We start from the raw sequence: 13,102 nt of genomic DNA, 5'->3' as shown, positions 1-13,102 counted from the left end.
AGCTATTTCGCCGGGCGGGGTCCGGAGTCTTTTCCCTAGGGTTTCAGGTCCGTCGCGGCCTTGTAGCTGCCGTCCATGTAGAACTGCGTCGAGTTGTGCTCATGCACGATCCGCCACGCGCCGCCGATGCGTCGCAGGCAGACGGTGGAGCGAAACCAAAGATCGATCTCCTCGCCATCGGTCTTGGTCCCGGCGAGGTGGATCAGGCCGAAAGCGAAGGCCAAGTCGCCTGAGACCGCGACCTGGAGATCGCACGCCTCGCTGCCGATTGGGGTTAGCCAGGTCGCGAACCATTGATCGAGGCTGGCGCGTGCCTGCACGGGGCCGCCGACGTGGGCCAGCGGCGGATTGAGGTCGTAGGTTATGATCTCGTCGGCGAGGAAGGCCGCCACGGCTGCTGCGTCACGGGCGTGGAGGGCGTCGGCGCGGGCCTGCAGCAGGGCGCGGATCTGCTCGGCGTCGGTCATGGATGGCTCCTGGTTCGATGGGCGGGGCGCCCAGGGGGATCGCCCCAAGGACGGCCGCTGCGAGCCCGGCCCCGACATTTCGCATCGGCGATTTCTTCTCAGCGGCCGGAGCATGGCGTCCCGGGCTTGGGGTTTCCCGCGAAAGGCCCTATTTTCCGCCCGCCATGACCACCCAAGATCACACCCACCTCCGCCCCTGGCGCGCCATTGCGCGCCGTCCCTCGCGCAAGATCCGGGTGGGCAATGTCGAGGTGGGCGGCGACGCCCCGATCACCGTCCAGTCGATGACCAACACACTGACGGCCGACGCCGCGGCGACCATCGACCAGATCCGTCAGCTGGAAGAGGCCGGGGCCGACATCGTCCGCGTCTCCTGCCCCGACGAGGCCTCCACCGCGGCCCTGAGCACCATCGTCAAGGCCTCCAAGGTCCCGATCGTCGCCGACATCCACTTCCACTACAAACGCGGCATCGAGGCGGCCAAGGCCGGCGCGGCCTGCCTGCGGATCAATCCGGGCAATATCGGTAATCCCGATCGGGTGCGGGAAGTCATCCAGGCGGCCCGCGACCAGGGCTGCTCCATGCGCATCGGGGTCAACGCCGGCAGCCTCGAGCCGCACCTGCTGGAGCGCTACGGCGAACCCTGCCCCGAGGCCATGGTGCAGAGCGCCCTCGACCACGCCAAGATCCTGCAGGACCACGACTTCCACGAGTTCAAGATCAGCGTGAAGGCGTCGGACGTCTTCATGACCGTGGCCGCCTACCAGCAGCTCTCCGAGGCCATCGACTGCCCGTTGCACGTCGGCGTCACCGAAGCCGGCGCGCTGCGCAACGGCACGGTCAAGTCGGCCATCGGCATGGGCAGCCTGCTGTGGGCCGGCATCGGCGACACCATCCGGGTCAGCCTCGCCGCCGACCCGGTGGAGGAGATCAAGGTCGGCTTCGACATCCTGAAGTCGCTGGGCCTCCGCCACCGCGGCGTCAACATCATCGCCTGCCCGTCCTGCGCGCGGCAGGGCTTCAACGTCATCAAGACGGTCGAGACCCTCGAAACGCGGCTGGCGCATATCTCCCAGCCCATGAGCCTGTCGATCATCGGCTGCGTCGTGAACGGTCCCGGTGAGGCCCTGATGACCGACATCGGCTTCACCGGCGGCGGCAAGGGGGCCGGCATGGTCTACATGGCCGGCAAGGCGCACCATAAGATGGACAACGAGGCGATGGTCGAACACATCGTCGAACTGGTCGAGGCCAAGGCCGCCGAACTCAAGGCGCAGGAACAGGCGCTCGAAGCCGCCGAATAGCCGCGTCAATCCGAACATTGCACGGATGACATGAAAATGACGCCCCCGTCACTCTTGCGCCCGACGCAAGGGCTTGATTAGGTGGCGTCCGCCAAATCAGGGAGAGACACCATGTCCGCGGACGGCAACTGGAAGATCACCATCAACTCGCCCATGGGCGCGCAGGAAGTCGAGGCGGCCATCACCACCAGCGGCGACACCTTCACCGGCACCACCAAGGGCCGCATGGGTGAGCAGACCATCGAAGGCAAGGTCGCCGGCGATACGCTGACCTGGTCCACCTCGATCACCCAACCCATGCCCATGACGCTGGAATTCTCGGCCACCGTGGCCGGCGACAGCATGACCGGCAACGTGAAGCTGGGCGCCTTCGGCAACGCCCCGCTGACCGGCGTCCGCGCCTAGCACTATCCGCGCAAGCGGCGTTGAGGGCCCCTGCCTCGCGGCGGGGGCCTTTTCGTTTGTTTGGCTTCTGGCCGCGAGGGCGCTAGAGGAAGCCTCCCATTTTCATCCGGTGAACCAAACCCGTGCGACTTCCCCAGGCCAGACTGGACCAGGTGCTCGATCGCTTCCGCGAGATCGAGGCGCGGATGGAAGCCGCCACCGACGGAACGGAGATCGTCAAGCTCTCCAAGGAACACGCGGAGCTGAAGCCGGTGGTCGAGGCGGTCAAGGCCGTGGCCCGCGCCCGCGACGAACTGCCTGAGCTTGAGGAGATGGCCAGGGCCGGCGACCCGGAGATGGCGGGCCTGGCCCAGGAAGAGCTCCAGAAGCTGAACGACAGCCTGCCCGAGCTGGAGCGCCAGGTGGCCCTGCTCCTGGCCCCCAAGGACAAGGACGAGAACGCCTCGGCCATCCTGGAAGTCCGCGCCGGCACCGGCGGCGACGAGGCGGCCCTGTTCGCCGGCGACCTGTTCCGCATGTATCAGCGCTACGCCCAGGCCCAGGGCTGGAAGGTGGAGATCGACTCGGTCTCCGAGGGCGAGGTCGGCGGCTACAAGGAGATCATCGCCTCGATCAACGGCGACGGCGTGTTCGGCAAGCTGAAGTTCGAGAGCGGCGTCCACCGGGTGCAGCGCGTGCCCGACACCGAGGCCGGCGGGCGGATCCACACCTCGGCCGCCACCGTGGCGGTCCTGCCCGAGGTCGAGGATGTGGAGATCGACATACGGGACGCCGACCTGCGCATCGACACCTACCGCTCGTCCGGCGCCGGCGGCCAGCACGTCAACAAGACCGACTCGGCCGTGCGCATCACCCACCTGCCCACCGGCATCGTGGTGACCTCGTCGGAGAAGTCACAGCACCAGAACCGGGCCCGGGCCATGAAGGTGCTGCAGGCGCGGCTCTACGATCAGCAGCGCGAGGCGCTCGACTCCGCCCGCGCCGACGCGCGCAAGAGCCAGGTGGGCTCGGGAGACCGCTCGGAGCGCATCCGCACCTACAATTTCCCGCAGGGCCGGGTCACCGACCACCGCATCAACCTGACCCTCTACAACCTGGCCAAGGTGATGGAGGGTGAGGGCCTCGCCGACGTGATCAATCCGCTGATCGCCGAGGATCAAGCCGCCCGGTTGGCCGCCTTGGAAGACGAGTTCGGCTGACGCCGAAGCGCCTTGCGCACCCGCTCGGCCTGGCGCTGGCCGTCGGTCCAGGCGCGGCTGGCGATCTTGCTGGCGTTGAAGTGGAAGGCCAGGCCCACCGTGTCGGCCATGGCCGCGCCCCGGGCCCCCATGGGCTGCTCGGGCCCGGTGGTGGAATCCCGCGCGGTCTGATGCTCGATCTCGGCGTTCAGCTCGGCCCCGATCAGCACGACCATCACCGAGAACCAGATCCACATCATGAATCCGATCGCCGCGCCCAGCGATCCGTAAGTGGCGTCGAAATGGGCGATATTGTTGACGTACCAGGAAAAGCCCAGCGACCCGCCCAGCCACAGGCAGGCCGCCAAAATCCCGCCAAGAGACACCCATCTCCAGCGCGCGCGCGCGCGACAAGGCGCGTACCGGTAGACGATGGAAAACGCGGCGCCCGCGATGGTCAACAGCGCGAGCCACCGCAAGGGGATCCAGACAGTGGCCACGCCGCCCAGTCCAAGTCGCTCGAACGCCAGCGGAACGGCCACGAGGATCGCGGTCATCACCACCAGGAAGACGAGGGCCGCGAAGGTGAAGCCGTAGGTGAGCAGCGTCAGCCGGATCACGTTGCGGTTCTCGACCTCGTCATAGGCGATGTTGAGACCATGGAAGAGCGCCTTCATGCCGGCGTTCGCCGTCCATACGGAGAACAGCAAGCTCACAACGAAGGCGACGGACAGTGAGGCAGGAGGGCGGAGAGCCAAGCGGACCATCTGGTCGCCGACGATACTCACCACCTCTCGGGGAAAAACCGTCGCCATCTCGTTCAGCTGCTGCTGCACCGCGCCGAGGTCTGCGAAAATGCCGTAGAGCGACACGAACACCCCTATGGCCGGGAACAGCGCGAGCAGGGTGTAGAAGGTCACCCCGCCCGCCACGGCCGGCAGGCGATCGCGGCCGATCTCCTGGTAGGTGCGCCAGGCGATGTCCTTCCAGCCGCGGGGCGGGATGTGGTGCGGACCGTGAGCGAGCCGGCCGCGACCGGGCTCCGCGGCGTCGAAAGCATGCGGCGCGGCGGTGGCTTCCACGCTCATGCCCGGCAAGCGCGGGGCCCCGCGCCGCCGCCAGAGCTCCGTCATGGCGGCCAGGGCGATCCAGGGCGCGACCTTGAAGGCCAGCGACCCGACGCGCTTTCCGACCCGACCCAAGGCGGTTCTGCTGTCCAAGCATGGGCTCCCATTGCGACGCCACAGCCTGAACACCCAAGGCCCCGCGCCGTTCCTGAAGCTCGACGATCAGGGTTTGCAGAACCTGCCCGCCACGCAGCTTGAACTTGTGGATCAGCCGTGGTTGCGGCTACCAGGGGCCATGACCGGTCATATCGCCGCCCTCTATCGCCATCCCGTGAAGGGGTTCACCCCGGAGCGGCTGGCCCACGCCGACCTGACCCTGGGCGGGCCGTTCCCCTGCGACCGGCTCTATGCGGTGGAGAACGGGCCGTCGGGCTTCGACCCGGCGGCGCCGGGCCATATCTCCAAGCAGAAGTTCACCGTCCTGGCGGCCATACCGGAGGTCGCCAAGGCGCGGACCGTCTATGATGAGGCCACCCACACCCTACGCGCCGCCGCCCCGGGGCAGCCGGATTTTGCCGGCGCCATGTCCGACGCGGCCGGTCAGGCCGCCTTCGCCGTCTGGTTGGGCGGCCTGCTGGGCGAGGAGGCCCAGGGGCCGCTTCGCGTCATCCAGGCGCCGGGCCACCGTTTCATGGACCACCCGCTGGGGCATGTCTCGATCATCAACCTGGCGACCGTGCGCGACCTGGAGGCCAGGATCGGCCGGCCGGTCGATCCGCTGCGTTTCCGCGGCAATGTCTATGTCGAGGGCTGGCCCGCCTGGGTGGAGAACGACTGGGCCGGCCGCGAGTTGATGGTCGGCTTCGCGCGCGTGAAGGTGTTCAAGCCCATCGTCCGCTGCGCGGCGACCCATGTGGACCCCACCACCGCCGAACGCGACATGGACGTGGTCAAGGCCCTGTTCGACAATTACGGCCACATGAACCTGGGCATCTATGTCCACGTGGCCGACGGCGGCCGCCTCACCGTGGGCGACGCCTGCACCGAACCGGAGCGCGCGGCATGAGCCTGACCCTCCTCCAGGCCTGGCAGAGCGCCAAGGCGCGGCTTGAGGCCGCCGGCCTGCCCGGTCCGGTGATCGACGCGCGCCTGATGGTCGAGGCCGCCGCCGACGCCACCCGGGCCGACATCGTCTCCGATCCCTATCGGCCGCTCACCGACGAGCAGGAGGCGACGCTTGCCGACTACCTGGCCCGCCGCGAACGGCGCGAGCCGGTCAGCCACATCCTGGGCCGTAAGGGATTCTGGAAGATCATGCTGGCGGTGACGCCGGACGTGCTCACCCCGCGCCCCGACACTGAGGTGATCGTCGACTATGTGCTGAAGGGTTGGCCCGAACAGATGGCCTTCAGCATCCTGGACCTGGGCGTGGGCTCGGGCGCCATCATCCTGTCGATCCTGGCCGAGCGGCCGGCCGCAAAGGGCCTGGGGGTCGATGTCTCGGCCGAGGCCCTGGCCGTGGCGCGGGAGAACGCCGCCAATCTGGGCATGGCCTCGCGCCTGGCGCTGCTGCGCGGCGACTGGACCTCGGGCCTGGGCGACGCCAGCTTCGACGTGGTGGTCTCCAACCCGCCCTATATCGCCACCGATGTCCTTGAGACGCTCGAGCCCGAGGTGAAGGACCATGAGCCGCGCGTCGCCCTGGACGGGGGGCCGGACGGCCTGGACCACTATCGCCGCCTCGCCCCAGAGATTCTGCGGGTGCTGAAGCCCGGTGGAATGTTCGCCGTGGAGATCGGCTACGACCAGAAAGACGCCGTCGAAGCCCTGTTCACCGAGGCCGGTGGACATGACGTCTGGACCATCAAAGACCTCTCCCTGCATGACCGCGTGGTGGTCGGCACGAAAAACCCCTTGGAAACTCGCGTTTGAATCGCTAAGTCTTTGTCCTGTCTCCACCCAATTCGCCGGGTTTCGGACGTTCTGAAAGCCAGGACGGACAAACGCTTCGGCAGGCGCGCGAATTGCGTGTCACGCGCCTAGATGACAGGGCGGACGACGGGGAACACACACGTCTTCAACACGGATTTCGGACGATGGCGTCCGACCCAAGGCGAGAGGATAGACCGCGCGCCGCCGGCATAGCCGGGGCGCAGCGGGATGATCACAAAGAATGAGAGATTTCAAGGGTATGAAGCGCCAGCGCGGCCGCAATCGCGGCGGCGGCGGTGGTGGTGGCGGTAAGCCACAGCAACAGAACGCCAACCGCGCCTTCGATTCGAACGGCCCGGAAGGTGCGAAGGTGCGCGGAAACGCCCAACACGTTTTCGAGAAGTACCAGCAGCTCGCGCGCGATGCGTCGTCAGCCGGCGACCGGGTGTTGGCGGAAAACTACCTGCAGCACGCCGAGCACTATTTCCGGGTGGTGCGGGCCATGCAGCCCACGCGTCCGGCCAGCGATATCCTGGGGCGCGACAGCATCACCTCCGGCTTCGACATCGATTTCGAGGATGAGAGCGGCGCCCAGGCCGCCGCCGCCGCGGACGCGGCGGCCGCCGAAGCCGAAGGCGACAACCCCGAAGGCGGCGAAGGCGAGAGCCAACAGCCCCGCGGCGAACGCTGGCGCGACGAGCGCCCGCGCGATGACCGGCAGCGCGACGACCGGCCCCGGGAAGACCGCCAGCGTGACGATCGGCCGCGCGCCGACCGTTTCGAAGGTCAGGGTCAGGGCCAAGGCCAGAACCGCGGCCGCGACCGTTGGCGCGACCGCGACGATCGTCCTCGCGGCGAAGGCCAACCGCAACAACGCGACGATCGCCCGGCCCGTGCCGACGACCGCCCCCGCGACGACCGGCCTCGGGATGATCGGCCTCGGGATGATCGCCCACGCGACGAGCGTCCCCGCGAGGATCGCGCCGCCCAGGATGACCGTCCGCCGCGCCGCGAGCGGTTCGACCGCGACCGCGACCGTGCGGACCGCGATCCCCTGGCGGTGGTCGAGCCCAAGGCTTCGCCCCTGGTCGCCCGCGAGGAACAGGCCTCTCCGGTCCTGCGCGACGACGATGGCGGCGAGAGCCACGCCCCCGCCTTCCTGAAGCCCCCAAAGACGTCGCGCGCCGCCGCGCCCAAGGCGCCGGTCGAGGAGGCCGCCGCCGAGGACAAGCCCAAGGCTCGCCGCCGCCGCGCTCCGCGCAGCTTCGAGGGCGGCGAAGGCGCCGCCTCCAGCGAGACCGAGGAAGCCTAAGCTTCCGCCAAGGCCCAGACGATCAGACCCCTTCCTCGCGGAAGGGGTTTTTTCGTTTCGTCGTTCCGGGTGTTACTCGGCGAGCGGCGGGGGCGAAGGCCGGCGCATGATCCTGTGCGGGATTGCGTGGGGAGTGGCCGCGTTTGGGTCGATCTCGAACCCGAACCTTCGGTAGAAGGCGATCGCGCGTTCGTTGTAGCTGATGACGTTGAGCCAGAGCGGCCTGTCGGCGCCGAGCCAGTCGATGCCCGACTGCATGAGGGCGGCTCCCACTCCGGCGCCATGATAGCGCGGCTCCACCATCAACCAGTCAAGTTCCAGGTCGTCGTCGTCGTGCCTTGTCGCGATGACGTACCCGGCCAGGCGCGCGCCGACGAAGGCGGCGGCGAGGTGCTGATGCTCGTTCTGGGCGGCGGCGACGCAGCTGGAGTGACTGATTTCGACGATCCTGCGGTTCGCCGCGAGCTGGGCTGGGGTCAGGTCCTCGCGATGGAAGGTCGTCGCCGTCGCCTTCTCGGTCAAATCCGTGACGGCCGCCGGATTCACCCGTTGCAAGGCGTCGGCGTCAACGCAGATGACGAGTCGCTCAGGCGTTGCGTCTCTGTGCATGAATGCTCCCGAGTGGCCGTCTAGAACGTGTAGCCGGCGCCGATCCGGAAGCTGCGGCCCGGAAGGGGCGCGAGGTCCTTGAGGAACGAGGCGTGTTCCCGCGCCTCGGCGTCATTGAGGTTGCGGACGTCAGCGAAGATCTTGAGGCCCTTGTCGTCGAAAGGCCGCATGATCAGCGAGGCGTTGAGAATCCGATAGCCGTCTGTGGCGGTCTCGGCCTCAGCGACCCGGTCCTGATCGCCCACTTGGCGGAGTTCCAGCTTGCCGGTCCACCAGCCGCCCTCGAACACCGCGCGTCCGGTGACAGACCAGGGCGGGATCCGCGCCGGGGCGCCGAGATCGGTGTCTCCGCGCACATAGTCGGCGGCGCCTTCCAGGCTGAAACTGCGATCACCGTCCTCCCAGAGGCGGTAGCCGAGCTCGACCTCAGCGCCGTAGAATTCCGCGTCGGTCTGGACATAGTCGAAGAGCGCCAGGCCGCTGTCGGGGTCGTCGAGGCCGGTCGGCCGCAGGTCGACGAAGCCATCGTAGCGAACGCCGAAGACATGCATGTCCATGTCCCAGGGTCCCCCGCCATAGTGCAGGGTGGCGTCGAGCGAGTACGAGATCTCGGAGCCCAGATCCAGGTCGCCCTGCTCGAACCCGCGGGTCGCAGCGTGCGGCCCGTTTGCGAACAGCTCGACCTCGGTCGGCGCCCGGGAGGTGCGCGCGCCCGACAGCCCGAGGAACCAGCCGGCGGCCGGACGCACGAAGGCGCCCAGGCTCGCGGAGACATTGGTGAAGTCGCGCGATCCGAACGCGCTCTTCAACTCGCGGCGATCCAGGCGCAGCCCGCCCTCAACACCCCAGCCGTCGCGGTCGAGGCGTTGCAGGGTGAAGGCCCCCACTTCCTTGATCTCGGTGGACGGGATGAAGGCCTCGTCGCCAATGGCCTCAATGGTTCGAGACAGGCCCTGGACGCCCACCGCGCCCTGCCAGCCATCGCGCTCGACCTGCACCAGTTCGGCCCTCGCTTCCCAGCCGTCGGACAGGAAGAGGGTGCCGACCGCGCCGCCTTCGATCTCGGCGTGCTCGTAGTCGGCATAGCCCGCCGACACCTTGAGCTGGTTGAAGAGGCCGAGGTCCAGGTTCAGCCCGCCGCGCAAGTCATAGCGGGTCTGCTCCAGGTCGATCAGGACGCCGCCTTCGTCCCCGGGCGCTCCGCCATCCTCGTGCGCGTGACCCGGGACGCCGTAGGTGGTTTCGGTGCGCTTCACCGCGAGCCCCAGGAAGCCGCCATCGCCGACATAGGAGGCGCCGCCCCCATAGGCGTAGAGGTCGACGGCGGTGTTCTCGACCGTGGAATTGACCGGACCGGGGAACGCCTCGCCGTCCGCAGCGAGCTGGCGACGCGATTCCGCCGGAACCGGAATCTTGTAGTCCGAACTCTCGCGGTGCGTGCCGTCGACTCCGAACACCCACTTGCCGACGCCCAGCTTGAAGGCCGCCGAGGCCGTCGTACCGTCATCGACGCTGGTCGTGGCCGCGGTCAGCCGACCATGGAAACCGTCCACGACCTTCTCGGAAATCCGGTCGTCGATGATGTTGACCACGCCGCCGATGGCCGAGCCGCCATAGGCCAGGGCCGAAGGTCCTCGCAGGACCTCGATACGTTCGGCCTCCTGTGGATCGGTGGCCACCTGGTGGTCGGGCGACAGGGCTGAGGCGTCGATCATGCCCACGCCGTTGGTCAGAACCAGGACACGGGGGCCGGACAGGCCGCGGATCACGGGCCGGCTGGCCCCGGGACCGAAGAAGGTCGACCGCACCCCCGGCAGGCCCGACAGGACATCGCCCAGGCCGCCGGACGCGGCGGTGTCCAGCTCATCGCGCCTGACCACGTTGACGGCGGTGGTCGTGGAATCCATCGAGACCACATAGGGCGCGCCTGTGACCACCACCTCGGAGACCTCGCGAGGCGGCGCGTCGTCCGCCAGGGCCGGGCCCGCGATGAGGGCGATGACGCTGGCGGCGGCGAACAGGGCGGTCTTGGTCATGCGGCGATCCTGCAACCCAGGGCGGCGCGCAGCGGCCCTGTTACGAAATAACATCGCCTGTTATGAGATAACATAACCTGCCGTCAAGCGGCCCTGGTTGCGAACCGGCCAAGAGGTGGTTAGCTGATGGACATGGGAGCAGAGTGTCACCATGCGGACGGGGCGCATCCAGGCCTGAAGGGCCATGCGCTGAGCCACGCCTTGGGTGCGGCCGAGAATCGCTGCGCCGCCACCCAGGAGCGCCTGACCGCCCCGCGTCGCCGGGTGCTGGAACTGCTGCTGGAATCCAACGCGCCGCAGAAGGCTTATGACCTGATCGCCGCCTTCGGGGCCCACGGCGAGCCTGCCAAGCCGCCCACGGTCTATCGGGCGCTGGAGTTCCTGGAGCGCCTGGGCTTCGCCCACCGGATCGAGAGCCTGAACGCCTATGTGCCCTGCCGCATCGATGGCGAAAGCCACCGCGCCGCCTTCCTGATCTGCGACTGCTGCGGGGCCGCCGAAGAGTTCGAGCCGGACTTCACCGCCCAGCTCGCCGCCGCCCGGACCGCCGGCTACGAGGTGGCCAGCATCACCCTGGAAGCCCGCGGCCGCTGCGCCGCCTGCCGGGTGGCCTAGCGCAGCCGCGCCATCCAAAGGGCGTCGATATACTCGCCGTCCCGCCAGGCGTAGCGCCGCAGCACCCCTTCCCGCTCGAAGCCGAACCGCTCGTAGAGAGCGATCGCGCGGGCGTTGTCGGTCCAGACCGACAGTTCGATCCGCTGGAGATTCAGCCACCTGTCGGCCTGATCGATCGCCGCGGCCATCAAGGCTGTCCCGACCCCTCGCCCGGCATAGGCGTCGTGAACGGCCATGCCGATCGTGCCCACATGCGCCCGCCGTCCCTCCAACCGGTTCATCCCCAGGGTTCCCACGACCTTGCCCTCGATCACACCTACGAAGTTGGTGTGGCCGGCCGGCAGGGCCGCCATCCGTCGTCGTCGCTCATCCACGCTGGTGAACGGGGTCTGGAGCCTGCCCCAGACCGCTTTCGGCTGGTTCAGCAGTTCGGCGACATCGGCGGCGTCCTCGGGCTCGCGGGCGCGGACCTCTATGTCCTGGTTCATCTGGTCTCTCCGTCGTGCCGGAGGACGGCCAAAGAAAAAGCCCCGTCCGTCGCCGGCGGGGCTGGTGTTCGAAGGCGACGCTGATCCTCAGCGCACGACGTCTCCCACCGGCCCGGCCTGGGCGGTGCAAAGCGTTACGTGCATGAAGATCGCGGCGCGCATGGGCTAAGCTTAGGTCGGAAAAGGGAATCGGAAAAGCCGGTGATCGAAGTCACCCCCACCATCAGCCTCTCGGACGACGAGGTCAGCGAGCGGTTCATCCGCGCGGCGGGTCCGGGCGGCCAGAACGTCAACAAGGTTTCCACCGCCGTGGAGCTGCGCTTCGACGTGCGCGGCTCGCCGTCCCTGCCCAACGACGTGGCCATCCGGCTGATGAAGCTGGGCGGGCGCAGGGTGACCCAGGACGGGGTGCTGGTCCTGGTCGCCATGACCCACCGCACCCAGGAGCGCAATCGCGCCGACGCCTTGGCCCGCCTGCTGGAGCTGATTCGCAAGGCGGCCGAACCCCCGCCGCCGCCCCGCAAGAAGACCAAGCCGACCAAGGCCTCCAAGATCCGCCGGGTGGACGCCAAGGTGCGGCGCGGCGGCATCAAGTCGAACCGCGGCCGGGTGACCGGCGAGGATTGATCGAGGAAGGCCTTGGCGCGCGCCCCTCCGCTTGCCTATGGTGCGCCCGCCATGCTCCGCCCCATCGCCTCCGCCTTCGCCGCCCTCATCCTGGTCGCCGCCTGCGCGCCCACCCTGGGTCCCCCGCCGCCCCCGCCTCCGCCGCGGGAAGGGCCGCCGTCCTCCACGGCCTTCAGGGCCGGCGACTTTTCCTGGTCCGCCGTTCCAGGCAGGGGCCGGGTCGACGGCCGGCTGCTCTACCGGGCCGGACCGGTGAGATATTCGTGCGCGGGCGCGGGCGTCGTGCTGACGCCGGAGACCCTCTGGACCCGCCGGCGCATGACCATTCTCTATCTGTCGCCGGAGCGCGCGGCCCTGCCGGCCGCCGACGTGCGGGCCCGCACACCTTCGGCGCCCAGCGGCGACTATTCGGCCTTCGTCAAGCGGACGGTCTGCGACGCTAACAGCCACTTCTCGTTTTCCGGCCTGGCCAACGGCGCCTGGTTCGTGATCACGGTCGCCAAGCCGGTGGCGCCCGGCAAAGGGCCCGACATCGCCGTCATGCGCCGCATCGAGATTCGCGGCGGAAAGCCTGTGAGCGTCGATCTGTAGTTTCGCGGAACCTCCACCGCGGGCTCGCGCGTTAACCTCTCGAGGGACGCGCAAATCCGCACGGAGGCGAAGATGCGCAAGACAATCGCCGCCGGCCTGGCGGCCCTGACTTTCGCCGGCGCCCTTGCAACGGGCGCGGACGCCGCCGACCGCCGCCGCTATCACCGGGACAATGACGACGGCGCGGCCATAGCCGCCGGCATCGCCGGCCTGGCCATCGGCGCGGCCCTGGCGTCCGGCAGCCGCGACCGCGGCTACTATCGCAACGACTACTATCGGGACGGCTATTACGACCGGGGCTACTACCCGCGCGGCTATCATGAGCGGCGCTACTACAGCCCGCCGGTCTACGGCTACTACGCTCCGCGCCACCGGCGCTCGAGCTGCCGCACCTACTCGCAGTGGGATCCCTACTATGGCGGCTACGTGCGGGTGAGGCGCTGCTGGTAGCCGACAGCAAAACGCCCCGGG

Annotated in this window: 15 protein-coding genes; 10 read left to right on the top strand and 5 right to left on the bottom strand. The window is 68.6% G+C overall.

Annotated elements, in window-relative coordinates; genetic code table 11:
- Nucleotides 1–35 precede the first annotated feature (35 nt).
- Nucleotides 36–467: a nuclear transport factor 2 family protein gene (locus tag M9M90_RS05660; RefSeq protein ID WP_254836190.1), complete on the bottom strand. Its 432-nt coding sequence runs from the start codon at nucleotides 465–467 to the stop codon at nucleotides 36–38.
- Nucleotides 468–631: 164 nt separating this feature from the next.
- Between M9M90_RS05660 and ispG the strand changes: the two genes are divergently transcribed.
- From ispG to prfA, 3 genes are all read left to right on the top strand, one after another.
- On the top strand, nucleotides 632–1,771 hold the full coding sequence (gene ispG / locus M9M90_RS05655; protein WP_254836189.1) for a flavodoxin-dependent (E)-4-hydroxy-3-methylbut-2-enyl-diphosphate synthase: 1,140 nt from the start codon (nucleotides 632–634) through the stop codon (nucleotides 1,769–1,771).
- 111 nt (nucleotides 1,772–1,882) lie between these two features.
- Nucleotides 1,883–2,176 carry a hypothetical protein gene (locus tag M9M90_RS05650; RefSeq protein ID WP_254836188.1) on the top strand — a complete coding sequence of 98 codons (294 nt, stop codon included), beginning with the start codon at nucleotides 1,883–1,885 and terminating at the stop codon, nucleotides 2,174–2,176.
- Between the two features lie 122 nt (nucleotides 2,177–2,298).
- Nucleotides 2,299–3,375: a peptide chain release factor 1 gene (gene prfA, locus M9M90_RS05645; protein WP_254836187.1), complete on the top strand. Its 1,077-nt coding sequence runs from the start codon at nucleotides 2,299–2,301 to the stop codon at nucleotides 3,373–3,375.
- Here the strand turns inward: prfA and M9M90_RS05640 are convergent.
- A complete protein-coding gene (locus M9M90_RS05640; protein ID WP_254836186.1) occupies nucleotides 3,333–4,574 on the bottom strand; it encodes a YihY/virulence factor BrkB family protein in 1,242 nt (413 codons plus the stop codon). The two genes, prfA and M9M90_RS05640, sit on opposite strands and share 43 nt — an antisense overlap.
- 142 nt (nucleotides 4,575–4,716) lie before the next feature.
- Between M9M90_RS05640 and M9M90_RS05635 the strand changes: the two genes are divergently transcribed.
- The 3 genes from M9M90_RS05635 (at nucleotide 4,717) to M9M90_RS05625 (ending at nucleotide 7,665) form a co-directional block, all read left to right on the top strand.
- Nucleotides 4,717–5,487 (top strand): MOSC domain-containing protein, encoded by a 771-nt coding sequence (locus M9M90_RS05635; RefSeq protein WP_254837079.1) that lies wholly within the window; start codon nucleotides 4,717–4,719, stop codon nucleotides 5,485–5,487.
- On the top strand, nucleotides 5,484–6,353 hold the full coding sequence (prmC, locus tag M9M90_RS05630; protein WP_254836185.1) for a peptide chain release factor N(5)-glutamine methyltransferase: 870 nt from the start codon (nucleotides 5,484–5,486) through the stop codon (nucleotides 6,351–6,353). Before M9M90_RS05635 ends, prmC begins: the two co-directional genes overlap by 4 nt.
- Nucleotides 6,354–6,594: 241 nt before the next feature.
- Nucleotides 6,595–7,665 (top strand): DUF4167 domain-containing protein, encoded by a 1,071-nt coding sequence (locus tag M9M90_RS05625; RefSeq protein WP_254836184.1) that lies wholly within the window; start codon nucleotides 6,595–6,597, stop codon nucleotides 7,663–7,665.
- Nucleotides 7,666–7,737: 72 nt separating this feature from the next.
- On the opposite strand, the gene M9M90_RS05620 is transcribed toward M9M90_RS05625, so the two are convergent.
- Nucleotides 7,738–8,274, bottom strand: a complete 537-nt coding sequence (locus tag M9M90_RS05620) for a GNAT family N-acetyltransferase (protein ID WP_254836183.1) — start codon at nucleotides 8,272–8,274, stop codon at nucleotides 7,738–7,740.
- A gap of 20 nt (nucleotides 8,275–8,294) precedes the next feature.
- Nucleotides 8,295–10,310 (bottom strand): TonB-dependent receptor, encoded by a 2,016-nt coding sequence (locus tag M9M90_RS05615; RefSeq protein WP_254836182.1) that lies wholly within the window; start codon nucleotides 10,308–10,310, stop codon nucleotides 8,295–8,297.
- 132 nt (nucleotides 10,311–10,442) lie between these two features.
- On the opposite strand from M9M90_RS05615, the gene M9M90_RS05610 reads away from it, so the two are divergent.
- Nucleotides 10,443–10,925: a Fur family transcriptional regulator gene (locus tag M9M90_RS05610; RefSeq protein ID WP_254837078.1), complete on the top strand. Its 483-nt coding sequence runs from the start codon at nucleotides 10,443–10,445 to the stop codon at nucleotides 10,923–10,925.
- Here M9M90_RS05610 and M9M90_RS05605 read toward each other — a convergent pair.
- Entirely contained in the window at nucleotides 10,922–11,413 is a 492-nt protein-coding gene (locus M9M90_RS05605) for a GNAT family N-acetyltransferase (RefSeq protein WP_254836181.1), read from the bottom strand. The genes M9M90_RS05610 and M9M90_RS05605 overlap by 4 nt on opposite strands.
- A gap of 201 nt (nucleotides 11,414–11,614) precedes the next feature.
- Between M9M90_RS05605 and arfB the strand changes: the two genes are divergently transcribed.
- The 3 genes from arfB to M9M90_RS05590 all read left to right on the top strand — a co-directional run bounded on the left by arfB (nucleotide 11,615) and on the right by M9M90_RS05590 (nucleotide 13,081).
- Nucleotides 11,615–12,040 carry an alternative ribosome rescue aminoacyl-tRNA hydrolase ArfB gene (arfB, locus tag M9M90_RS05600; RefSeq protein ID WP_254836180.1) on the top strand — a complete coding sequence of 142 codons (426 nt, stop codon included), beginning with the start codon at nucleotides 11,615–11,617 and terminating at the stop codon, nucleotides 12,038–12,040.
- Nucleotides 12,041–12,091: 51 nt separating this feature from the next.
- Entirely contained in the window at nucleotides 12,092–12,631 is a 540-nt protein-coding gene (locus M9M90_RS05595; protein ID WP_254836179.1) for a hypothetical protein, read from the top strand.
- Between the two features lie 72 nt (nucleotides 12,632–12,703).
- Nucleotides 12,704–13,081 (top strand): hypothetical protein, encoded by a 378-nt coding sequence (locus M9M90_RS05590; protein WP_254836178.1) that lies wholly within the window; start codon nucleotides 12,704–12,706, stop codon nucleotides 13,079–13,081.
- Nucleotides 13,082–13,102: the final 21 nt, after the last annotated feature.

The sequence above is a fragment of the Phenylobacterium sp. LH3H17 genome (genome assembly GCF_024298925.1).
Classification (GTDB): Bacteria; Pseudomonadota; Alphaproteobacteria; order Caulobacterales; family Caulobacteraceae; genus Phenylobacterium.
Note: the sequence above shows the minus strand (reverse complement) of the source record. Positions and strands in the feature narration are given on the sequence as shown.

What these genes read in the sequence shown, in the direction of transcription:
- M9M90_RS05660 (WP_254836190.1), bottom strand. Translation starts at nt 467, where the DNA reads ATGACCGACGCCGAGCAGATCCGCGCCCTGCTGCAGGCCCGCGCCGAC.
- ispG (WP_254836189.1), top strand. Translation starts at nt 632, where the DNA reads ATGACCACCCAAGATCACACCCACCTCCGCCCCTGGCGCGCCATTGCG.
- M9M90_RS05650 (WP_254836188.1), top strand. Translation starts at nt 1,883, where the DNA reads ATGTCCGCGGACGGCAACTGGAAGATCACCATCAACTCGCCCATGGGC.
- M9M90_RS05635 (WP_254837079.1), top strand. Translation starts at nt 4,717, where the DNA reads ATGACCGGTCATATCGCCGCCCTCTATCGCCATCCCGTGAAGGGGTTC.
- prmC (WP_254836185.1), top strand. Translation starts at nt 5,484, where the DNA reads ATGAGCCTGACCCTCCTCCAGGCCTGGCAGAGCGCCAAGGCGCGGCTT.
- M9M90_RS05625 (WP_254836184.1), top strand. Translation starts at nt 6,595, where the DNA reads ATGAGAGATTTCAAGGGTATGAAGCGCCAGCGCGGCCGCAATCGCGGC.
- M9M90_RS05620 (WP_254836183.1), bottom strand. Translation starts at nt 8,274, where the DNA reads ATGCACAGAGACGCAACGCCTGAGCGACTCGTCATCTGCGTTGACGCC.
- M9M90_RS05615 (WP_254836182.1), bottom strand. Translation starts at nt 10,310, where the DNA reads ATGACCAAGACCGCCCTGTTCGCCGCCGCCAGCGTCATCGCCCTCATC.
- M9M90_RS05610 (WP_254837078.1), top strand. Translation starts at nt 10,443, where the DNA reads ATGGGAGCAGAGTGTCACCATGCGGACGGGGCGCATCCAGGCCTGAAG.
- M9M90_RS05605 (WP_254836181.1), bottom strand. Translation starts at nt 11,413, where the DNA reads ATGAACCAGGACATAGAGGTCCGCGCCCGCGAGCCCGAGGACGCCGCC.
- M9M90_RS05595 (WP_254836179.1), top strand. Translation starts at nt 12,092, where the DNA reads ATGCTCCGCCCCATCGCCTCCGCCTTCGCCGCCCTCATCCTGGTCGCC.
- M9M90_RS05590 (WP_254836178.1), top strand. Translation starts at nt 12,704, where the DNA reads ATGCGCAAGACAATCGCCGCCGGCCTGGCGGCCCTGACTTTCGCCGGC.